Here is a 22,153-nt window from a genome sequence, read left to right as displayed (position 1 = left end):
GCGCCGCCGCGCCGGCTTCAGTCCAGCGACACGCCGGCGGTCTTGACCATGCCGGCCCAATAGGCCGTGTCTTGCGCCAGGCGCGTCTTGAAGGCCTCGGGCTGGCTGCCCACCGCATTGCTGCCGCCGCCGTTGATCTTCGCGACCACCTCGGGCGACTTCATCGCCTGGCCCACCGCCTGCGCCAGGTAGGCGATGCGCTCGGGCGGGGTGCCGGCCGGCGCGAACAGCCCGTACCAGTCATCGGCCGTGATGCCCTCCATGCCGGACTGCTTGAGCGTGGGCGCGCCCTTGAAGCGGCCGATGCTGGTCTCGTGGCTCATCGCCAGCACGCGCAGCTTGCCCGCGGCCACCATGGGCTCGGCCGAGGCCGGAGACGTGATCAGCATGTCCACCGTGCCGCCCATCAGGTCGGTGATGGCGGGCGCGGCGCCGCGGTATGGCACGTGCACCAGCTGGACGTCGGCCTTCTTCGACACCAGCGCGCCCATCAGGTGGCTCATGGTGCCGTTGCCGGGCGTCGCGTAGGTGACCACGCCGGGCTGCTTGCGCGCGGCCTCCAGATAGTCTTTCAGGGACTGGTACGGGCTTTCGGTGCGCGTCACCAGCACCAGCGGCGCCGAGGTGATCTGGGAAATGGGCACGAAGTCCTTGATCGGGTCGAAGCCCACGTTCTTGTAGACGCGCGGATTGACCGCCATCACGCTGGTCTGCGACATCACCAGGGTGTAGCCGTCGGGCTTGGCGCGCGAGACCTGCGCGGTGCCGACGTTGCCGCCCGCGCCGGAGCGGTTTTCCACCACCACGCTCTGGCCCGTGATGGCCCCCAGCTCCTGCGCGATCAGGCGCGCCACGTTGTCATTGCCGCCGCCCGGCGGGAACGGCGAGACGATGGTGATGGCCTGCTTGGGATAGTCGGCCAGCGGCGCGGGCGCCTGGGCATGGGCGGCGCCGGCGCACAGCAGGCCGGCCACGGCCGCGGTTGCGCAAAAGTACGATGCGATCTGCTTCATTTGGATTTCCCCTGGTATTGGCGGCCGGATGCTCGGCCGTCCGTTGCATTTCGGTTCGCAATGAACCGCCCGCACCCCGGCGGCGTCAGCCGCGGGGCGTACTGTCTGGATGCATTTGCCGCGCCTCGCGGCGCGATAGGTCAGCCGGCCGGAAAGCGGTAGGCCGCGCGTTCTCGATCGTCGATCTGCCTGACCAGATTGGTTTCCCAGGCCAGGTACTGGCGCGCCGCGGCCTTGTTGCCGTCGTGACGGTCATGCACGAAAAACAGGTAGTCGATACAGTCCGCGTCGGCGGGCTCGTCAGGCGTGGACGCCAGCGCGATGCCCTGGGCGGACCAGCCGGCCGGCGTGCCGGTATTGGCGCTGACGTCGTCGACGCCCAGCGCCTTCAAGTCCTGCGCGGCCCAGGCGGCCAGCGCGGCGTCTTCGGCCAGCAGCACCACCGGGCGCGAGGCGTCCAGGCGCAGGCGGTCCAGGCGCGGGCGGATGGCCCAGCGCGCGCCCTCGATATGCCGGGCGCGATAGCGCATGCCCGGCCGGATATCCAGCAGCTGCGCGCCCTGCGCCATCGCCTCGGCCAGCGCGGCGTCGTCCAGCACGCGGATCTGCGGCGCGGGCGTCCTGTCCACACGCAACGCCAGACGGGCGCGCACGCCCTCTTTCAGCACGCTGGCGTCCCAGCCCATCTGCCGCAGCCAACTGGCGATGACCGGCGCGCGCACGCCTTCGGCGTCGAACACGACGATGCGCGCGCCGCGCACGGCCACGTACTGGTCGGTGGCCTGGATCAGCTGGCCTCCGGGCGTGTGCTGCGCGCCGGGCAAAGAGCCCTGGGCGTATTCCTCGGCGCTGCGCACGTCGCACAGAAAGGTGCTGCGCGCCGCGTCGTCCAGCCAGGCCTGCACGTCGCCGGCGGACACCATGGGCACGCCGTGGCGCTCGGCCAGCGCGGCGGAACGCTGCGCCAGCGCCGGCAGGTCCTGCGGCGCGATGTCGTCGCCGTAGCGGCGCAGCGCGCCGTGTTCCAGCTGCAGGTCTTCGAGATACCAGCCCTGCGTGCCGTTTTCCAGCGCGTACACGGGATTGGGCACGCCCAGATTGATCAGCGTCTGGGCGCCGATGATGCTGCGCGTGCGGCCGGCGCAATTGACCACGATGGTGGTCTGCGGGCTTTTGGCCAGCGTGTGGGCGCGCAGCGCCAGCTCGCCGTTGGGGCAGCAGACGCCGCCCGGGATGCTCATCTTCTGGTATTCGGAATAGGGCCTGCCGTCCAGCACGATCAGGTCGTCGCCGCGGCGCTGGCGCTCGGCCAGCTCGCGCGCGCCGATGCGCGGGGTGTGGAAAACTTCTTCGGCCAGTTCGCCGAAGGTCTTGCTGGGCACGTTGACGCCGGCGAAGGCGGCGTAGCCGTCTTCGCGCCACTGCGCGATGCCGCCGGCCAGGCGGTGCACATTGGTGTAGCCCAGCGCGGCCAGCGCGCGCGCGGCGCGCAAGGCGGTGGCGTCGTCGCCGCCCTCGTCGTAGATCGCCATCCGCACGTCGCGCCGCGGCGCCAGGCGCACGACGTCCACTTCGAGCCGGCTGTAGGGCAGCGGCACGGCGTAGAACAGGTGGGACTCGCCGTACTGGCCGTGTTCGCGCACGTCCAGCAACGCGATTTCGCCGCCGTCATGCAGCCATTGCTTGAGCGTGTGCGTATCGACGTCGGCGACAGTATGGTCAGGGGTGGGATGCATCATCGGATTCAGAGGGAACGGGAAACGGAGGAAAGCGCGGACAGCGCATGTTCGAGATCGGCGATGAGGTCTTCGGGGTCTTCCAGGCCGATGTGCAGGCGCGCCATGACGCCGCGCTTTTCGGTGTCGGGCAGCGAACGGCAGCTCTCCAGCCGCACCGGGATCGCCAGGCTTTCGAATCCGCCCCACGACGCGCCGATGCCGAAAAGCCGCAGTCCGTCGAGCAGGCGTTCGACGTCCGCCTCGCCGAATCCGGCCGAAAACTCCACCGTCAGCAAGCCGTTGGCGCCGCTGCAGTCGCGCTTCCAGATGGCGTGCGAGGGATCGCCGGGCAGCGCCGGACAGAGCACGCGCGCCACTTCGGGGCGGCCCAGCAGCCAGTCCGCCACGCGCAGCGCGCTGCGCGCATGCTGGGCCATGCGCAGGGGCAGCGAACGCATGCCGCGCAGCACCAGGTACGCGTCGTCGGCGCCCACCGTCTGGCCGAAATCGATGGTGGCGCGCTCCAGGGCGCGCCAGGCGCGCGCATTGGTCACGACCGCGCCCATCATCACGTCGGCATGTCCGCCCAGGTATTTGGTGGCCGCGAGAATAGAGATGTCGGCGCCCAGCGCCAACGGCTGGCACAGCAGGCCGGAGGCCCAGGTGTTGTCCACAGCCAGCCAGCAGTCATGCCGGCGCGCCAGTTCGGCGAGCGCGGGCAGGTCCGGCATCTCGTAGGTCAGCGAACCGGGCGACTCGGCATAGATCATCCGCGTGTTGGGGCGGATGAGCGCCGCGATGCCGGCGCCGTCCGGCCGGTAGTACGTGTATTCGACGCCCAGCCGCGACAGGTGCTCGGCGCAGAAGCGGCGCACCGGCTCGTACACCGCATCGGTGAGCAGCACGTGGTCGCCGGCGCGCAGATAGGCGAGCAGCACGGTGGCGATGGCGGCCTGGCCGGTTGGATACAGATGGGCGCGGTGGCCGCCCTCCAGCTCGACCAGCGCATCCTCAAGCGCGTGGGTGCTGTCGGTGCCGCGCGCGCCATAGGACGGCAGGCGTTCCTGTTCGCGCCGGGCGCGCGTATCGCGCCAGGCCTGCACGCTGTCGAAGACATAGGTACTGGCGCGCGTGACCGGCGTATTGACCCAGCCCCGGTGGGGACGCCCTGCGCGCAGCAGGCGCGTCGCGGGCCGCAGCGGCTTGTCCATGCTCAGCGCCGCGTCTGCACGCCGATCGGCATGACTTTGCAGGTGCCCGCTTCCAGGTCGAACGCCAGGCGTTCGTTCAGGGTCTCCAGCGCGCGGCCGTACATGTGCAGGTGGCGGATGACGCTGTCGCCCTGGATTTCCACGGCGTGGATGTCATCCGGCATCAGCGCGATGCCGGCGCCCGGCCCCACCACCACGGTGCCGGTCTGCTTCAGGCGGCCCACGCCGGGCGTCGCGCCGTCGTCCAGGCGGTCGTACACGTAGTTGTGTTCCACGCCTTCCACGGCCGCGATACAGGCCCAGGTCGTGTGGTTGTGGGGAACGATCTGCTTGCCCGGACGCATCACGTTCAGATAGAGCGCGTAGCTTTTGTCGGGGTCTTCGGCGATCAGGTAGCGCGCCTGGCGCTCGCCGTCCTCGGGCGCGGGATAGCGGTCGGCCGCCCACCAGTCGGTGTGGCCGGCCAGGCCGATCAGCTCGTCCAGCACCAGCTTGAGACTGTCGCGGTTCAGCCCCTTATTTCCTACAGTTTTCTTAATATTTCCGATGGCGCCGTCTATGCCGGCCTGATGGGGATGCGGAGTGCTCACTTTGATTTTCCCTGTTGTCGGTCGTTATCAAAGCCAATGTATCCCCCGCGCCCGGCGTAAACAATTTAAATTGCCTTAATATTCCATTAGCGTTCCTAATACTTTTAGCCTGCCATGCGCAATCTGGACCTGGACCTGCTCCGCACCCTGACCGCCATCGCCCAGTACGAGACCTTCTCGCAGGCCGCCACCCGGCTGCACAAGACTCAGTCGGCCGTGACCCAGCAGATGCAGCGACTGGAATCGGTCATCGGCCAGCCGCTGTTCGAAAAGCAGGGCCGCAACAAGGTGCTGTCCTCGCATGGCCGGCGCCTGGTGGCCTACGCGCGCCACATACTGGCCATCAACGACGAGGCGCTGCGCGCCCTGCAGGACGGGCCGCTGGAAGGCGACCTGCGCCTGGGCGCGCCGCTGGACGTGGCCGACACCATATTGCCCACCCTGCTGATGCACATCGCGCGCTCGGCGCCGCGCGTGAAACTGGAGATCCGCACCGATCGCAGCCCGTTCCTGATGGACGCGCTGCGCGCCGGCGAGCTGGACCTGACGATCTCGACCCGCTTCGACCAGGAGTTCGAAGGCGTGGCGCTGCGCAGTTCGCCCACGGTGTGGCTGGCCTGCGCCGACTATGTGCACGATATGCACGCCCCGGTGCCGCTGGTGCTGGCCGACGAGCCCAGCATCTTCCGCCGCCTGGCGCTCAATGCGCTGGAACAGGCGCAGGTGCGCTGGCACACCAACTACGTGGCGCCGAACCTGGTGGGGATCAAGGCCGCGCTGCGCGCGCGCCTGGGCGTGACGGCGCGCAGCGTGGAACTGTTGGGGCCGGAGATGCGGGTGCTGGGCGAGAAGGAAGGGCTGCCGCCGCTGCCGGACGTGACCTACTTCCTGTGGATAAGACGCGATCTGATCAACCCGCTGACGCGCCAGGTCTACGACATGCTCAAGACCCAGCTCGGCCTGGGCCGCGGACTCCAGGCGGCCGATTCAGGCGTTCAGTAGCGGTCGAAGAAGCGCTGCAGCGCCTGCGGGTCGCGAGTGACGCACAGGCCCAGCATCAGCAGGATGCGCGCCTTCTGCGGGTTCAGGTCGCGCGCGGCGACGAAGCCCAGGGCGGCGTCGTCCAGTTCCACGTCGCGCGCCACCAGGCCGCTGCCGGTGCGGCTGGCGCGCACCACCGCGACGCCGCTGGCGGCGGCCCGCAGCAGGCCGTCGATGGCCAGGTCGGTGGCGTTGCCGTCGCCGACGCCGGCCAGCACGATGCCGTCGGCCGCGCCGGCCAGGAAATCGATCAGGTCGTCCTGCAGGTCGGCGTGGGCGTAGACGATGGCCACGCGCGGCCAGCCGGCGCGCTCCAGCAATGCGAGTGAAAACTCGCTTTCTGTGGTGTGCGCGGTGGTGTTGCGCGAATAGAACTGCGGCGCGCCGCCGTGCATGACGCCGGCGCGGCCGCGGTTCGGCGACGCGAACGCGCACAGGCCGGCGGCCGCGGTCTTCTGGATCTCGCGGGCGTAGTGCAGGTCCTCGTTCATGACCGCCAGCGGTCCGCGGCCGCGGGCGTCGGGATGGCGCGCCAGCGCCACGGCGTTATACAGATTGGCCGGGCCCTCGGCGCCCAGCGCGGTGGCCGGACGCATGGCGCCCACCAGCACGATGGGCTTGTCGTGGCGGATCACCAGGCTCAGGAAATACGCGGTTTCCTCCAGCGTGTCCGTGCCGTGCGTGATGACGATGCCGGCCACCGACGGGTCCTGGCACAGCGCGTCCACGCGCAGCGCCAGCGCGCGCCAGACCTCGTGCGTCATGTTCTGGCTGCCGACGTTGGCGACCTGTTCGGCGCGGATGTCGGCGATGGCGGCCAGCTGCGGCACGGCGGCCAGCAGCTCGCCCACGCCGACCGAGCCCGCCTTGTAGCCGGCGGCGGTGGCGTCGGGTTGGGCGCCGGCGATGGTGCCGCCCGTCGCCAGTACGGCGATGACAGGCAGCGCGCGCTCAGGCATCCACCACTCCGGACAGGCCCTGGCGTTCCAGCAGCGAATTCAGGTGCTCCCAGCCGTGGAAGTCGATGACGATCTGCCCTTTTTCCTTGGCGCCCACCTTGAGCGCGACGCGCGTGCCCAGGTGGTCGGACAGGGCTTCCTCCAGGCGCGTCAGGTCGCGCGAGGCGCCGTTGGTTTTCTTGCGCGGCGCGGCCGACGCGTCGGCGTCCTTGGCGGTCTTGGCGACTAGTTTTTCGGCTTCGCGCACCGACAGGCGGCGCGCAATGATGAGATTGGCCAGCTGGATCTGCGTGGCCGCGTCCACGGCCAGCAGCGCGCGCGCGTGGCCCATGTCCACGTCGCCGGCCAGCAGCATGGTCTGCACCGGGGCGGCCAGGTTGAGCAGGCGCAGCAGGTTGCTGGTGGCCGAACGCGAGCGGCCGATGGCCTGCGCGGCCTGTTCGTGCGTGAGGCCGAATTCGTCCAGCAGGCGGCGCACGCCCTGCGCCTCTTCGAGCGGGTTCAGGTCTTCGCGCTGGATGTTTTCGATCAGCGCCATGACGGCCGCGTTCTCGTCGGCCACTTCGCGCACCAGCACCGGCACTTCCTTCAGGCCGGCGATCTGGGCGGCGCGAAAACGGCGCTCGCCCGCGATGATTTCGTACTGGCCGGGCGCGGCCTCGCCCAGCGCGCGCACAAGTATGGGTTGCATGATGCCTTGTGTGCGGATCGATTCGGCCAGTTCGCCCAGGGCGCCCTCGTCCATGCGCGTGCGCGGCTGGTATTTGCCGGCGCGCATCTTGGAGACGGGCAAGGTGGACGGCGGACCCTCGGGCTTGGCCGCGGCCTTGCCGATGTTCTCGATGGCGGGCGCGTCCGCGCCGAGCAAGGCGTCCAGTCCGCGGCCCAATCCCTTGGGTTTCTTGGTGGCCATAGTTAAATCCTCTTTCCTTCTGTTTTTGTATCCCGAGCCAGGCTCAGGTGTCCGCGTGCTCGGCGGGCACGCGATACCAATACGCGTAACAGTCTTTGAAACCGTAGCGGCCGTACAAGGCGCGCGCGGCTGAATTTTCCGGCTCGACCTGCAGATAGGCTGTCGTGGCGCCGCCGGCAGCGCCCAGAGCCAATAAGTGTTCCACCAGGGCGCCGGCATGGCCTTTGCGCCGCTCTGCGGGGTCGGTGACGATGTCGAACAGGCCGAGCAGATCGCCGTCGCGCACGGCCAGGCCGGCGGCGACGCCGCGCCCCGCCGCGTCCGTGGCAAGCACCGGCAGGATATCCACAGCCAGGCCCTGCAGGCGCCTGCGGTGTTCGTCGACGTGCTCGGGCAAGGCGCCGCGCATGGCGCCGACCGCCTGCGCGAAACGGTCCGCGGCGATCGTCTGGAACCGCAGCCCGCCCGTGGCGCCGTGCCCGGGCGCGAGCGGCATGCTCATGACCCGGGTCTCGCCGGTGTAAACATAACCGCGGGCCTCCAGGTCGGCATCGAGGGAAAAGTCGGGGCCGATGGAGGTCAGGCGCAGCACCATGGGCAGGCCATGGCGCGCGTACAACGATGAACAATACGCCAGCCGCTCATCCAGCGTACGTGTGGATAACCCCAGCACATTCACGCTGCGCATGCGCTTGGCCGGCGACTGCGCGAAACGCACCAGCCAGCCATCATAAAGCACCTGCGCGCCGACCGCCGTCGCGTTCAGCGCGGCCTCTTCGAGACGCACGCGCAGGCTGTCGCGCTCGCCGGCGCAAGGCGCGCGGCGGGCGATCGACGGAAGCGGAGCGATGCGCGCAGAGGCCGACATGGATATGGATTACTTCAAATCCCGTTTTACGCGCTCGATCATTTCGGCACCAAATGCAATGTAGGCCTGCGCGCCGCGTGACGCGCGGTCATAGATCACGCCGGGCATGCCGTAACTGGGTGCTTCGGCCAGGCGCACGTTGCGCGGCACGACCGTCTTGAAGACCTTGTCGCCGAAATGCGCCTCGAGTTGCGCGGACACTTGCTGTTGCAGCGTCATGCGCGGGTCGAACATCACGCGCAGCAGGCCGATGACGCGCAGGTCGTCGTTGATGTTGCGATGCACGCGCTTGATGGTGTTGACCAGGTCGGACAGGCCTTCGAGCGCGAAGTATTCGCACTGCATCGGAATGATGACGCCGTGGGCGGCGGCCAGGCCGTTCAGGGTCAGCAGCGAGAGCGTGGGCGGGCAGTCGATCAGCACGAAGTCGTACTGGCTGGAGACGGTGTCGATGGCGGCCTTGAGCTGGCGCTCGCGCTGTTCCATCTGCACCAGGTCAATCTCGGCGCCGGAGAGTTCGCGGTTGGCCGGCAGCACGTCGTAGCCGCCCGATTCGGAGCGCACGCGCGCCTGTTCGATGCCGGCTTCGCCGATCAGCACCTGGTACAGGTTCGATTCGAGCGAGTTCTTGTCGATGCCGCTGCCCATCGTGGCGTTGCCCTGAGGGTCCAGGTCCACCAGCAGCACGCGTTGCTTGTGCGTGGCAAGGCCGGCCGCCAGGTTGATGGCGGTGGTCGTCTTGCCCACACCGCCCTTCTGGTTGGCAATGCAGAATACGCGGGCGGTCGTGCTGGGGGGTATGTTCTTCATAGGGTTCCTTGACTGCGGCGCATCCAGACCAGGCAGCGTTCCGCTTGCAGTTCCGGCACGGACAGCGGCTGTATGTGATCGACTTGCCATTGCCCGCGCGCATGCAACGCCTGGATTTCATCCTCGGGGTGCTTGCCCTTCATGGCGACGAGGGTACCATCGTTGCGCACGTGCCGACCTGCGAGCTGCGCAAAATCGTCCAGCGACGCGAAGGCGCGCGACGTGACAATGTTGCACTCGGCCGGCTCCAGCGTTTCGATGCGGGCGTGGCGCGCCTGCAGGTTGGGCAGGGCCAGCGCGCCGCTCATCTGGCGCACGAATGCGGTTTTCTTTTCGACGGCGTCCACGCAGGTCACGGACCAGCGCGGCCGCATGATGGCCAGGACGACGCCAGGCAGGCCTCCGCCCGAGCCGACGTCGTAGACCTTGGCCGGCGCGTCCGGACCGCCCAGCGCCTCGCTGAAGGGCGCCACGGCGGCCAGGCTGTCGAACAGGTGCTGCACCAGCATCTGCTGCGGATCGCGGATCGCGGTGAGGTTGTAGGTCCGGTTCCAGCGCTGCATCTGCGCCAGGTAGTCGAGCAGCCTGGCCCGGGCGGACGCGTCGGCGTCCAGCCCCAGCTGTTCGCACGCGCGCGCGAGCCGGCCGGCCATGTCGGCGGGCTGGTCTGCGCGGCCGGTCACGGAATGGCTTTCATGTACGCTGCGGTACTCGCCCTTGGGGCGCCCCACGGGGCTCATGCCGCTTGCTTGCGCGAGCCGTAGTGCAGGCGCTTCAAGTGGATGAGGAGCAGCGAGATGGCGGCGGGCGTGACGCCCGAGATCCGCGCGGCCTGGCCGATGGTCTCGGGACGGTGCGCCTTGAGCTTCTGGCGGACTTCGAACGACAGGCTGGTCACGGCGTCGTAGTCCACGTCGGCGGGAATGGGCTGCTGCTCGTGCGCGATGTGCTTCTGGACCTCGTCCTGCTGGCGCGCGATGTAGCCGGCGTACTTGACCTGGATCTCGACCTGCTCGGCCAGCACCTCGTCGGCGACCACCCCAGGACCGGCGAGCAGCGTGCCGTCGGTATTGCGGGCGGCCATCAGCGCTTCGTAGGAGACGCCGGGGCGTTTCAGCAGGTCTGCAAGTGAGTACTCACGTTCAATCGCCTTGCCCAGCAGCGGCTCGGCGACCTCGGCCGGCAGCACGCGCGGATTGACCCAGGAGGACTTGAGGCGCTCGACTTCGGCGGCCACCGCGTCGCGCTTGCGGTTGAAGGCGTCCCAGCGCACGTCGTCGACGATGCCGAGGCGGCGGCCGATTTCCGTCAGGCGCAGGTCGGCGTTGTCTTCACGCAGGCTCAGACGGTATTCCGCCCGCGACGTGAACATGCGGTAGGGCTCGGTCACGCCGCGCGTGACCAGGTCGTCCACCAGCACGCCCAGGTAGGCTTCGTCGCGGCGCGGCGTCCATTGCTCGCGCTCCAGCGACAGCAGCGCGGCATTGGTGCCGGCCAGCAGGCCCTGGGCCGCAGCTTCTTCATAGCCGGTGGTGCCGTTGATCTGCCCGGCGAAGAACAGGCCGACGATGGCCTTGGTCTCCAGCGTGCTCTTCAATCCACGTGGATCGAAGTAATCGTATTCGATGGCGTAGCCGGGGCGCAGGATGTGCGCGTTCTCCAGCCCGGGCAGCGAGTGGATCAGTTCCAGCTGCACGTCGAACGGCAGGCTGGTCGACACCCCGTTCGGATACACCTCGTGCGTGTCCAGGCCCTCGGGCTCCAGGAACACCTGGTGCGACTGCTTGTCGGCGAAACGGTGAATTTTGTCCTCGATGGACGGGCAATAGCGCGGACCCACGCCTTCGATCACGCCGCTATACATGGGCGAACGGTCCAGGCCGCCGCGGATGATGTCGTGCGTGCGGGCATTGGTGTGCGTAATCCAGCAAGGCAGCTGCCGCGGATGCATCGCCACATTGCCCAGGTACGAGAACACCGGGATCGGGTCCAGGTCGCCAGGCTGCTCTTCCAGGATGCCGTAGTTGATCGAGCGCCCGTCGATGCGCGGCGGCGTGCCCGTCTTGAGCCGGCCCTGCGGAAGCTTGAGCTCCTTCAGGCGCTGCCCCAGCGAAATAGCGGGAGGATCTCCCGCCCGGCCGCCCGAGTAGTTCTGCAGGCCCACGTGAATCAGGCCGTTGAGGAACGTGCCGGCAGTCAGCACCACGGTCTTGGCCCGGAACTTCAGGCCTACCTGCGTCACCGCGCCGACCACACGGTCGCCCTCCACCATCAAGTCTTCCACGGCCTGCTGGAACAGCCACAGATTGGGCTGGTTCTCCAGACGGCCACGGATAGCCTTGCGGTACAGCACGCGGTCGGCCTGGGCGCGAGTGGCTCGCACGGCCGGCCCCTTGGAGCTGTTCAGGATGCGGAACTGAATCCCCGACTCATCGGTCGCCAAAGCCATTGCGCCGCCCAGGGCGTCGACTTCTTTGACAAGGTGTCCCTTGCCGATCCCACCGATGGAGGGATTGCAAGACATTTGACCTAGGGTTTCGATGTTATGCGTCAGCAGCAGCGTCTGTGCGCCGGTGCGCGCGGCAGCCAAAGCCGCCTCGGTGCCGGCGTGGCCGCCACCGACAACGATGACATCGAATGCGCGGGGATAGTCCATGATGGGGAGGTAAGAGAGCGTTCGGTGCTCATTATAGAGGCAGGGCTTCCATGTTTCACGTGAAACATGTTTCGCTGCAGCAACGAAGCGTCGCAGCTCCCTTCAGGCGTCGGCAATTGACAACGACAGGCATGCAGACCCGCACAATATGTCGGCACCTGCCGGTGTTTCGAATGCGTGTTCCACGTGGAACATCGGGATTCAGATGTCTAAAGGAAGGCCCGCGGTGCTGCGATGTTTCACGTGAAACACTACCTTGAAAGCCCATTGAGCTGAATCGATCGGTTTCAGGTTCGACACATAAGACGCCGATCTCGATGTTTCACGTGAAACATCGTTTCCCCAGCATTTGCCGTGTTTCACGTGAAACATAAGGCAGATAAAAACGTCAGCCCCTCATCGTTGTTTCACGTGAAACCACCAAGTTCCGATGAAACGAAGAAAAACTGATATTTCCACCCCTACCCTACCCCTACCCCTGAAAAATCAATTTTTTCGAAGTATTCACCACACAATCAAGCAAAGGCAGACGACGCATTCGTGAACTGTTGTCCACGATCGCTCCGCTACACGTTATGAAAAACATTCCGGCAAAGTTCCATGCTGGCCGAGATCAGCAAAATTGACTCAATAAAACCGGCTTCGAGTTCATAACAAAGTTATCAACAAATCCAGCTGTCGTTGAATTACTGCGTGCCCGCGTTTCACGTGGAACAACTTTGGGGATAAGTCGGAATACGGACAGCCGCAAGGTGCGTTCCCACGCCTATTCGCCGCGCACCGGAGGCACCAGGCCAAATCCATGAAAATCCACAAATACGCAAGCTGCCCCCTATGAAAGCGGCGCGTGCAGTCCTTGGAAATGACAGCAAGAAAGCAGCAAAAAGCGCAGCGCCGAAAAGCCGCATAGCGCCCTGCATAACCGTGGAAAACTTTGTGGATAAGATGGCGCCGCCGAACGGCCGCACCGAAAACTCACCGCCGGGCTGACATCGCCGGCCAACAAGATTTGATTTCCGAACTGGAATCGCCTGCCAAGTTCATCGCCTTGGCTTATCCCCAGTGTTATCCCATGCAGCAGCCATATTCCGGATCTATCGCATCCATAGAGCGCCGTCATCGGGAATCTTTGATGAAGCAAGTATCTTGCTCCTGCCCGGCTCGCCGCGCCATCATCCTTTTGGGTGAGTGCCGGATTATCCCCTGCGCGCTGTGGAAAACTCGTCTGCACGATTCAAGACAGAAAAATTACCCGCGCACGACGGACCAACGGCCTGGCGTGGGCCATCTGCCATTGGGCATCCATGCCGTCCGAAAGTCTTAGCGAGCTCCTGCTATCCCCATTTATATCCACAGGCGCGAACACCCGAATCGGGCTACCAAAGGCCTAATTCTGTGCATAACCGAGATGGGGATATCTTTGTGAACAACCGCCCGCCGGCGGGCCAAAAATCGGCCTTGGGGCGCCGGAAGAATATAGAGGCCTGTGCCCCGCTGGAGCGGGAAAATCCGCCCAAACCTGCGTATTTACTGGGGAAAATGCGCGTATTGAGGGCAGCCAGACCACCGTAGCGGTCCTTGCGCCATTGCCTGGGCAAGACCAGGAATGCGGTACGGAATTTGGGATAACTCTGCAAATCCTTGCGTCGGAGCAATGAAATGCTTCATTACTGCGCATGAAAATATTCATGCCCAAAAATAATTATCCACAAACTTATCCACGGCCCGAGAATATGTTAGTAGCTACTAACAAATGGCTGAAAACCCGAAACGGAAAATCGGCGGCGCCCGCATTGGACGACGCGGCCCAAATGAAACAACGCCCCAGACCTGAGGTCTTGGGGCGTTGTAGCCAGGCCAAGCCTGGCAGACGGGAAATTGGGATTTCCCGATTTAGAGCGGGCGAATTTCGGCCGCTTGAGGTCCTTTCGGACCATCCTTGACTTCGAATTCGACTTCCTGCCCTTCGTTCAGGCTGCGATAGCCGCGGCCCTGGATGGCGGAAAAGTGTGCGAAAACATCGGTGCCGCCGACGTCCGGAGTGATGAAACCGTAACCCTTGTCAGCGTTGAACCACTTAACTTTGCCCTTCTGAGCCATTTTTTCTAGCGTCCTGTAATTAACTCGAAATGCAATGAATCAAGGACGCCGTGAGAACTGAACGACCGGTTGTGACACCTGCGTTGCTGCTGCGTTCCCGCCTGCCGCCAGGCTGCAGAACGAGTCCGCGCGCTGCTTGAATCAACTGCCTGACCAGCATACTCACCGGACATTACAGACTCATATAGTTGTTTTCCCCAATGTCGTATTTTTCAGACTTGAAGCAATCCGGCTCAGGCGGAGCGCGCCTGACGCGGCGCCAACAGGTGGTATAGCGGCCCCGTCACCAGCACCACGAACACCATCCGCGTCACGTGAAACGCGGTGACCACCGGCACGCCCAGCTGCAGCACCTTGGCGGTAATGGCCATTTCGGCGATGCCGCCCGGCGTGGTGCCCAGAATAAGGGTCGGGATCGGGGCCGCCGACCATAGCGACAACAGGGCGCCGAGGCCGAAGGCCAGGGCCAGCGCCAGAATGGTGAAGCCGGCCATCGCCGCGATGAAGCGCGGCGCGGCGCGGAAGAAATCGGGCCGGTAGCGGTCTCCCAGCGACCAGCCTATGAACAGCTGCCCGATCTTCGGCACATAGTCGGGCAGCGCCGACAGCTCGATGCTGGAGGCCGTCAGGATCATTGCCACCAGCATCGGCCCCAGCACCCAGGGATTGGGCAGGCGCAGCTTCATGAAGATGGCGCCGGCGACGCAGGTGAGCGCCACCAGCAAGGCCAGGCCGGCGCCATGCACCTCGCGCGGCCCGGGCACGGTGGGGTCCAGCCCGGCCACGCCCCACCACTGAAAAATGAACGGCACGGTCACCACTACCAGCAGCACGCGCACGCTGTGCGCCGTCGCCACGCGGTCGATGCGCGCGCCGTGGCGCTCGGCCAGGTTGGCCATCTCGCTGGCGCCGCCGATGGCCGCCGAGAACCAGGCCGTCTTGAAATCCACGTCGGTGTAGCGGCGCAGAATCGCCGTGCCCAGAAACGCCAGCCCCAGCGCGAACAGCATGCCCACGACGATGGGGCCGGCGTTGTTGCCGATATGCCCGATCACCTGCGGCGTGAAGTACAGGCCCAGCGAGGTGCCGATCACCCACTGCCCGCCGTTGCGCGCGGGCCTGGGGCAGGCCGTGCCCAATCCGGCGATCCGCGTCGCGGCCGTCAACAGCAGCGCGCCCAGCATCCAGGGCAGCGGAATATGCGCCCATACGGCCAGCAACGCTCCGGCCAGCGCGATCACGAAACCGCCCAGCACCCTACCCGACATACTCTGCACCACGCCCCCTTCCATATCGCTGCGTTTCGAGAAAACGAATTATGAGTTAGTGGGATACTTACGAAAACTCTCTGCGCTGGTAGCGTCCACTTCCTCGTCCACCATGATCCGATCCAAACTTCCTGACGTCGGCACCACCATCTTCACCGTGATGAGCCGCCTTGCCATCGAACACAAGGCCATCAACCTGGGCCAGGGCTTCCCAGACTTCGATCCCGATCCCGCCTTGTGCGAGCTGGTCTCCAAGGCCATGGCCGAGGGCCACAACCAGTACCCCTACATGCCCGGCGTCGCGCCGCTGCGCGAAGCCATCGCCGCCAAGACGCTCGCATGCTATGGCCACGCGTACGATCCCGAAACCGAGATCACGGTGACCAGCGGCGCCACCGAGGCCTTGATGGCCACGGTGCTCGCCGCCGTGGGCAGCGGCGACGAAGTCGTGGTCATCGAGCCCTGCTACGACTCCTATCTGCCGGCGATCCGCCTGGCCGGCGGCACCGCGGTGCCGGTGCCGCTGCGCGCGCCGACCGCAGACGATCCCTACTACCGCATCGACTGGCAGCGAGTGCGCGACGCCATCACGTCCAAGACGCGCCTCCTGATGCTGAACTTCCCGCACAACCCCACCGGCGCCGTGCTGGACGACAGCGACCTCGACGCGCTCGAATCCATCGTGCGCGACACCGGCGTGCTGCTGGTTTCCGACGAGGTCTACGAACACATCGTGTTCGACGGCAGGCCGCATGCCAGCGTGGCGCGCCGCCCGCTGCTGGCCGAGCACGCCTTCGTGATCTCGTCCTTCGGCAAGACCTATCACACCACCGGCTGGAAGATAGGCTACTGCTGCGCGCCGCGCCAGCTCAGCGCCGAACTGCGCAAGGTGCACCAGTTCATGGTGTTCACGGTGCCCTCGCCCATGCAGTTCGCGCTGGCCGAATACATGCGCGACCCCAAGCCCTACCTGGATCTGCCGGCCTTCTACCAGGCCAAGCGCGACCGCCTGGCGCAAGGACTGGAAAAGACCCGTTTCCGCCCGCTGCCCAGCCCCGGCACGTTCTTCCTGCTGGCCGATTACAGCGAGATTTCGCGCCAGAACGAGGCCGACTTCGCGCGCGACCTGACCGTCAATCACGGCGTCACCGTGATCCCGGTTTCGGCGTTCTACCGCCATCCCGACGCGCCCGATTCGAACCATCGCATCGTGCGTTTCTGTTTCGCGAAAAAGGACGAAACCCTGGATTCCGCGCTGCAGCGGCTGGCCCGAGTCTGACGGCAATTTCGACTGAATATGAGTAAAAGCTCATATTCATATTTTGCCGGTTTCGATGGATAAAAAAGGGGCGCCGCGAGGCGCCCCATGCAGTTCCGGCGATGCCCCGGCGCATCCGCGCCGGCTTCGCATCAGGCCGGGTCGGCGGCAACCTTTCTTGCGGCGCGCAGCTTGCGCATGACTTGCGGCACGATCACGACGGCGGCAGCGCCCGCCCACAGGCCGATCGAGACCGGGCTGGCGAACAGCACGCCCACGTCGCCGTCGGTGATCGACAGCGCGCGGCGCAGGTTCTGCTCCATCATGTCTCCCAGCACCACGCCCAGCACCAGCGGCGCCATCGGCACGCCGAATTTGCGCAGGAAGTAGCCCAGCGTCCCGATGCCGGCCACCAGCAGCAGGTCGAAGGTACCCGCGTTGATCGCGTACACGCCGATATAGCTGATGCACAGGATGCCCGGCACCATCAGCCAGCCCGGCACCGACAGCACCTTGGAGAACAGGCGCACCAGCGGCACGTTCATGATGAAGAGCAGCACGTTGGCGACGAACAGCGAAGCGATCAAACCCCACACCAGATCCGGCTTGGAATCGAACAGCACCGGGCCCGGCGTGATGTTGTAGAGGGTCAGCGCGCCCATCATCACCGCCGTGGTGCCCGAGCCGGGCACGCCCAGCGTCAGCATGGGCACGAAGGAGCCGATGGCCGAGGCCGTGGCGGCGGCCTCGGGCGCCACCAGGCCGCGCATGTCGCCCTTGCCGAACTTGGCGTTCGGGTCCTTGGCTTCGATGATGCGTTTTTCCTGCGAGTACGCCACGGCGGCGGCCACGCTGGCGCCGGCGCCCGGCAGCACGCCCACGCCGAAGCCCACGAAAGCGCTGCGCACCACGCTCCACCACGTGAAGACCAGCTCTTTCAGATTGAAGATCTTGCGGCCGCTGGGCTTGACTTCGACGCTGTGGCCGGCCATGACTTTCTCCAGCATCTCCAGCATTTCGGCCACCGCGAACAGCGCGATCACGACCACCACGAAGTCGATGCCGTCGGCCAGGTGCACCGACTCGAACGTATAGCGGTAGACGCCGGAGTTGGCGTCCACGCCCACCACCGAAATCGCCAGGCCGATCATCGCGGCCAGCACGCCCTTGACCGGCTGCTTGCCCAGCAGGCTGGTCAGGCAGCAGAACGCGAACACCATCAGCACGAAGTACTCGGCCGGGCCGAAGGCCAGCGCCCATTTGGCCAGCAGCGGCGCCAGCAGGATGATGCCGACCACCGACACGATGGCGCCGAAGAACGCCGACCACGCCGACAGCGACAAGGCCACGCTGGCCAGGCCCTGGCGCGCCAGCGGATAGCCGTCCAGCGTCGTCATGATGGCGCTGGCCTCGCCCGGCACGTTCAGCAGGATGGACGTGATGCGCCCGCCGTACTCCGCGCCCACGTACACCGCCGCCAGCAGGATCAGCGCGGTCTCGGGCGGCAGGTTCATGGCGAAGGCGATCGGTATCAGCATCGCTACGCCGTTGATCGGCCCCAGCCCGGGCAGCACGCCCACCATCGTCCCGAAGAACGAGCCGATGGCGGCCACCAGCAGGTTGGTCGCCGAGAAGGCGACGCCGAAGCCGATCGACAGATGATCAAGAATGGCGCTCATATCAGGTTCTCCAGCAGTCCGGCCGGCAGGACCACGTCCAGCACCTTGTCGAACAGCACGAAAAAGAAAATGCTCATGACCACGCCGCCGATGGCGCACTTGATCCAGCCGCCGCCGAACAGGCGGCCGACGAACACCGTCATGAGGGTGGTGGCGATCACGAAGCCCAGCCACTGGAACAGGAACGCATAGGCCGTGGCGAACACCACCATCAGCGCGATGCGGCCGTTGGCGCCCGGCGGATTCGCCTCCACCTGGTGGCCGCCCTTGTAGACCAGCCACAGGCCGCACAGGCCGATGATCAGCGCCAGCAGCAGCGGAAAGGCGCGCGGGCCGACGGGCTCATAGGCGAACGGGGCTTCGATGCCCCAGCCCGCGGCGGTCAGGAAGACGGCGAGCCCGAGCGCCGCCAATCCCAGTATTCGATCGTTCATGATCACTTTTCCGATGTAGTCGCATCACGCGGCGCAGCGCCTCCCGCCGCCGCGGCCGGACCGCGGCGGAAAGGAGCCCTGACGGGCGCGAACGGGGGAGTAAGGCCTGGCTTACTTCTTGATCAGGCCGAAGGAATCGGCCAGCTCGCCGTAGTGCCGGACACGCTCTTTCACGTAGGCGTCCAGCTCGGCGCCGGTCTTGTTGAACGGGAACAGGCCCTGCTGCTCACGCAGTTTCGCGAACTCGGGCGAGTTGGTCGCCTTGTTGAAGGCGTCGACCCAGAACTGGTAGTCGGCGTCAGACACCTTCGGGCCCACGTAGAAGCCGCGGATGATCGGCCAGACGATGTCATAGCCCTGTTCCTTGGCGGTGGGCACGGTGCCCAGCTTGCCCGGCAGGCGTTCGTCGTTGAACACCGCCAGCACGCGGATCGGAGCGCCGCCTTCCAGCATGGTGAAGGCTTCGGCCGCGTCGCCCATGTAGGCCTGGATATGGCCGCCGCGCAGCGCGGTGACGGCTTCGCCGCCGCCCTCGAAGGCCACGAAACGCATCTTCTTGAAGTCCACGCCCGCCGCCTTGGCGGTCAGCGCGGCCTTCATCCAGTCCTGGCTGCCCACGGTGCCGCCGGCGCCCAGCACGATCTTGGTCGGGTCCTGCTTGAACGCTTCCATCAGGCTCTTGAGATCGGTGTACGGCGAATCGTTGCGGACCACCGCCACGCCGTAGTCGGTGCCGATGCCGGCCAGCCAGCGCACGTCGTTGACGTTGTACTTGCCGAACTTGCCCTGCGCCAGGTTCAGGAGCGAACCGCCGGAGAAGGCCACGATGGTGCCCGGCTCGTTGGGATGCTGGGCCACGATGTTGTTGTAGGCCACCGCACCGATGCCGCCGGGCATGTAGACGATGCGCATGGCGCTCTTGAGCGCGCCGCTCTGCTTCAGGCCTTCGGTGGCCAGGCGGCAGGTCAGGTCGAAGCCGCCGCCGGGCTGGGCCGGGGCGATGCATTCCGGACGGCGGGGCTCTTCGGCCGCCTGCGCGGCTCCCAGGGACAGGGTGATCGCGCCAAGCGCCGCAAAGGCGGCCAGGCGCAGCTTCAGACTCGTCTGCATTTTTGCGTCTCCGAGATTTATAGGTCTAGGTGTGTCTGGAAGCCGCGCCGCCGATTCTGCACGGTGGCTGCCCCAGTGAACGCAACCGTACAAAATCGAACCTTTCCAACACCTTTCAAACTGGACCGATTTCTTGCCGCGGCGCAGCATCCGACGCCGATCCAAGGGTAAACACCAATGCCGCCCGCAGTCCGGGCAGCGGCGCGCGGTTCTCCAGCACCAATCGCGCGCCCAGGATTTCGGCGATGGTGCCGACGATGGCCAGGCCCAGGCCGGCGCCGGGCTTGTTCTTGCCGGCCGCGCCGCGGCGAAAGCGCACGCAGGCCCGCGCGATGTCGTCGGCGGACATGCCCGGGCCGCTGTCCTCGACCAGCAGGCGGGCCTGGACGGCGTCGGCCTGTATCCGCACCGTGACCTCCCCGGCCGGCGAGGTGTAGCGGATGGCGTTGTCCACCAGGTTGCTGACCGCTTCGCGCAGCAGCCAGTCGGCGCCGCGCACCATGACGGGCCGCTGCTCGGCCTCCAGGCCGATGTCCAGCTGGCGCAGGCGGGCGGTGGGCAGCAGACCGCGGATGACGCCGTCGGCCAGGTCCACCAGGTCCACCGATTCGGGGACAAATCCCCCTTCGGCCAGGGAGGCGTCTTTTGCGCGCGCCAGGGCCAGCATCTGGTTGGTGGTGCGTACGGCCCTGTCCAGCCCCTCCTGCATCGCCAGAAGGGCTGTACGGACCTCCTGGGGGTCTGTTTCGCGCAGGGCATACGCCATCTGGGTCCGCAAAACCGACAGCGGCGTGCGCAACTGGTGCGATGCGTCGTCCAGGAACTGGCTCTGGACCCTCGCCTGGGCCGCAAAACGGGCCATGTGGAGGTTTACGGCCGCCACCAGGGGTAGGACCTCCCCCGGCATGTCGGACGCGCTGACGGGGCTTAAATCGTCCGCAGAACGCCCTTCGACCTCCTGCCGCAGCCGGCCCAGGGGCCGCAAGGCCATGAAAACGCCCACGATGATCACCAGGACGCTGATCAGGATGACGGCCAGGTCCCGCTCCACGGAGCGCACCAGGGCCCGGTGCAGGAACGCCTGGCGCGTGCCCAGCCCCTCCGCGACCTGCACTACTACCCGTCCCCCTTTGTTGTCGTACAGCGGCGGGTCCATGGGGCGGGCCAGCACCGCCACCCGCACCGGCGTGCCCTGGTAGGTGGCGTAGAAAAAGCGCGGCTCGCCCGAAACCAGCGGTTCGGCGGGCATCGGCAGGTCGGGATAGCCGATTTCGGCCAGCCCGTCCTCGGTGGCCACGCGGTAGAACACGCTGCCATTGGCCGTGAGCTCGAAAAATTCCAGCATCAGGTATGGCTGCTCCATGGCTAATCCACCGCTGGCTGTGGATATGTTGTGGTCGATGGCGCGCAGCGCTCCGGCAAGCGATCGGTCGTAGGCCGTATCGACCTGGTTGCGCAGCTGCTGGTTGGACATCCAGAGCGCGCCCACCATCACCAGAACCAGGGTCGGAATCAGCCACCAGAGCAGCTGGGTCTTCAGGGTGCGGTTGCGTTTCTGCCCGGTTTTTTTCGAACTACGGGTTGTCAACAGCGTTCTCCAGGCAGTAGCCCATGCCCCGCATGGTCACGATCTGCACGCCGGTATCCGCCAATTTTTTGCGCAGCCGGTGCACCAGGACCTCGATGGCCTCCAGGTTGATGTCCGCGTCGTCGGTCAGGATGCGGTCCAGGATCTGCTGCTTGTTGATGGGTTCTCCGCTTTTCTGGATCAGCACGCGCAGCACCGCGTGTTCACGTGGGGATAACTGCAGGGCCTGTCCGTGGACCGTGAATTTTTGCGCGGCAGTCTCGAAAACCAGGTTTCCCAGAGTCAGCCGCGGATGCTCGCGCCCGCGGCTGCGCCGGATCAGCGCAATCAGGCGCGCTTCCAATTCTTCCACGACAAAGGGTTTCGGCAGGAAATCGTCCGCGCCCTGGTGGAGTGTCCCGATTTTTTCGGCCAGCGAATCGCGCGCGGTCAGGACCAGCACCGGCGTACGGTCGTCCCGCGCGCGGATCTTGGCCAGCAAAGTATGGCCATCCATGCCGGGAAGTCCCAGGTCCAGGATGACGGCGTCGAATTCCTCGACCGCCAGGCGTCGTTCGGCAACCAGTCCGTCATCGGCCCACTCGACGACGAAGCCGGCATGGCGTGCCAGGCTTCGTGAAAGCCAGCGGGCAAGTTCGGCTTCGTCTTCTATCAGCAGGATGCGCATGGACGGAGTCCGCGGGGGGATGGCTGGGCGGAATGGGAAGACATGTTTGGCTTTTCCTTTATTTCTCTTTATATAAAGACTAATGATTAATAAGGGCTGTGGATAACTACCTTAACCCTGAAAACCTCTTTTTTTTCATAGCCTTGCGGCCGTTTTTGGCTGTGCAAGAACTCTGTGTGGGAAAAAAGCTGAAGTTGGACAAGATTTTGGACCCGGTCCGAAACCCCTGCTTGTTCAACTTGCCTCCACAAAATGTGCACAACCGGCCGC

At 65.9% G+C, this 22,153-nt stretch carries 19 protein-coding genes; 2 read left to right on the top strand and 17 right to left on the bottom strand.

The genetic code is table 11. From position 1 onward, the window contains the following. Nucleotides 1-17: 17 nt before the first annotated feature. From A6B37_RS16020 to A6B37_RS16005, 4 genes are all read right to left on the bottom strand, one after another. Entirely contained in the window at nt 18-1,013 is a 996-nt protein-coding gene (locus A6B37_RS16020; RefSeq protein WP_102775002.1) for a tripartite tricarboxylate transporter substrate binding protein, read from the bottom strand. 140 nt (nt 1,014-1,153) lie between these two features. Continuing rightward, nucleotides 1,154-2,752 carry a rhodanese-like domain-containing protein gene (locus A6B37_RS16015; RefSeq protein ID WP_111826296.1) on the bottom strand — a complete coding sequence of 533 codons (1,599 nt, stop codon included), beginning with the start codon at nt 2,750-2,752 and terminating at the stop codon, nt 1,154-1,156. A 5-nt stretch (nt 2,753-2,757) separates the two neighbouring features. Further along, nucleotides 2,758-3,942, bottom strand: coding sequence for a cystathionine beta-lyase (metC, locus tag A6B37_RS16010; protein WP_111826295.1), 1,185 nt, complete (start codon nt 3,940-3,942; stop codon nt 2,758-2,760). A 2-nt stretch (nt 3,943-3,944) separates the two neighbouring features. Next, a complete protein-coding gene (locus A6B37_RS16005) occupies nt 3,945-4,532 on the bottom strand; it encodes a cysteine dioxygenase family protein (protein WP_102775000.1) in 588 nt (195 codons plus the stop codon). A gap of 114 nt (nt 4,533-4,646) precedes the next feature. Here A6B37_RS16005 and A6B37_RS16000 point away from each other — a divergent pair, with 114 nt between their 5' ends. Beyond that, nucleotides 4,647-5,534, top strand: a complete 888-nt coding sequence (locus A6B37_RS16000) for a LysR substrate-binding domain-containing protein (protein ID WP_102774999.1) — start codon at nt 4,647-4,649, stop codon at nt 5,532-5,534. Here A6B37_RS16000 and A6B37_RS15995 read toward each other — a convergent pair. The 8 genes from A6B37_RS15995 to A6B37_RS15960 form a co-directional block, all read right to left on the bottom strand. Beyond that, a complete protein-coding gene (locus tag A6B37_RS15995; RefSeq protein ID WP_111826294.1) occupies nt 5,528-6,532 on the bottom strand; it encodes an asparaginase in 1,005 nt (334 codons plus the stop codon). The two genes, A6B37_RS16000 and A6B37_RS15995, sit on opposite strands and share 7 nt — an antisense overlap. Continuing rightward, nucleotides 6,525-7,445, bottom strand: a complete 921-nt coding sequence (locus A6B37_RS15990; protein ID WP_102774997.1) for a ParB/RepB/Spo0J family partition protein — start codon at nt 7,443-7,445, stop codon at nt 6,525-6,527. Before A6B37_RS15990 ends, A6B37_RS15995 begins: the two co-directional genes overlap by 8 nt. A gap of 43 nt (nt 7,446-7,488) precedes the next feature. Further along, entirely contained in the window at nt 7,489-8,313 is an 825-nt protein-coding gene (locus tag A6B37_RS15985) for a GNAT family N-acetyltransferase (RefSeq protein WP_111826293.1), read from the bottom strand. Nucleotides 8,314-8,322: 9 nt separating this feature from the next. Next, nucleotides 8,323-9,123, bottom strand: a complete 801-nt coding sequence (locus A6B37_RS15980; RefSeq protein ID WP_102774995.1) for an AAA family ATPase — start codon at nt 9,121-9,123, stop codon at nt 8,323-8,325. Continuing rightward, complete coding sequence (rsmG, locus tag A6B37_RS15975) at nt 9,120-9,776, bottom strand: 16S rRNA (guanine(527)-N(7))-methyltransferase RsmG (RefSeq protein ID WP_210405807.1); 657 nt, start codon at nt 9,774-9,776, stop codon at nt 9,120-9,122. Before rsmG ends, A6B37_RS15980 begins: the two co-directional genes overlap by 4 nt. Before the next feature lie 83 nt (nt 9,777-9,859). After that, nucleotides 9,860-11,779, bottom strand: a complete 1,920-nt coding sequence (mnmG, locus tag A6B37_RS15970; protein WP_111826291.1) for a tRNA uridine-5-carboxymethylaminomethyl(34) synthesis enzyme MnmG — start codon at nt 11,777-11,779, stop codon at nt 9,860-9,862. A gap of 1,893 nt (nt 11,780-13,672) precedes the next feature. Further along, nucleotides 13,673-13,879, bottom strand: a complete 207-nt coding sequence (locus A6B37_RS15965) for a cold-shock protein (RefSeq protein WP_006216596.1) — start codon at nt 13,877-13,879, stop codon at nt 13,673-13,675. Between the two features lie 233 nt (nt 13,880-14,112). Next, a complete protein-coding gene (locus tag A6B37_RS15960; protein ID WP_102774992.1) occupies nt 14,113-15,171 on the bottom strand; it encodes an AbrB family transcriptional regulator in 1,059 nt (352 codons plus the stop codon). Nucleotides 15,172-15,259: 88 nt separating this feature from the next. Here A6B37_RS15960 and A6B37_RS15955 point away from each other — a divergent pair, with 88 nt between their 5' ends. Beyond that, entirely contained in the window at nt 15,260-16,426 is a 1,167-nt protein-coding gene (locus tag A6B37_RS15955; RefSeq protein WP_111826290.1) for a pyridoxal phosphate-dependent aminotransferase, read from the top strand. A 131-nt stretch (nt 16,427-16,557) separates the two neighbouring features. Here A6B37_RS15955 and A6B37_RS15950 read toward each other — a convergent pair whose 3' ends face one another. The 5 genes from A6B37_RS15950 to A6B37_RS15930 all read right to left on the bottom strand — a co-directional run bounded on the left by A6B37_RS15950 (nt 16,558) and on the right by A6B37_RS15930 (nt 21,883). Next, nucleotides 16,558-18,084 carry a tripartite tricarboxylate transporter permease gene (locus A6B37_RS15950; protein ID WP_111826289.1) on the bottom strand — a complete coding sequence of 509 codons (1,527 nt, stop codon included), beginning with the start codon at nt 18,082-18,084 and terminating at the stop codon, nt 16,558-16,560. After that, nucleotides 18,081-18,518 carry a tripartite tricarboxylate transporter TctB family protein gene (locus A6B37_RS15945; protein WP_102774989.1) on the bottom strand — a complete coding sequence of 146 codons (438 nt, stop codon included), beginning with the start codon at nt 18,516-18,518 and terminating at the stop codon, nt 18,081-18,083. The genes A6B37_RS15950 and A6B37_RS15945 overlap by 4 nt, the downstream gene beginning before the upstream one ends. 111 nt (nt 18,519-18,629) lie before the next feature. Further along, on the bottom strand, nt 18,630-19,628 hold the full coding sequence (locus tag A6B37_RS15940) for a tripartite tricarboxylate transporter substrate binding protein (protein WP_102774988.1): 999 nt from the start codon (nt 19,626-19,628) through the stop codon (nt 18,630-18,632). 115 nt (nt 19,629-19,743) lie between these two features. Further along, nucleotides 19,744-21,216, bottom strand: a complete 1,473-nt coding sequence (locus A6B37_RS15935; protein WP_111826288.1) for a sensor histidine kinase — start codon at nt 21,214-21,216, stop codon at nt 19,744-19,746. Next, the gene (locus tag A6B37_RS15930) at nt 21,203-21,883 is read right to left on the bottom strand and encodes a response regulator (protein ID WP_102774986.1); all 681 of its coding nucleotides are present in this window, start codon (nt 21,881-21,883) and stop codon (nt 21,203-21,205) included. Before A6B37_RS15930 ends, A6B37_RS15935 begins: the two co-directional genes overlap by 14 nt. Between the last annotated feature and the right edge of the window lie 270 nt (nt 21,884-22,153).

Source organism: Achromobacter sp. HZ01, assembly GCF_003267925.1.
Classification (GTDB): domain Bacteria; phylum Pseudomonadota; class Gammaproteobacteria; order Burkholderiales; family Burkholderiaceae_B; genus Achromobacter; species Achromobacter pulmonis_A.
This window is presented reverse-complemented; position numbering and strand designations above follow the sequence as displayed.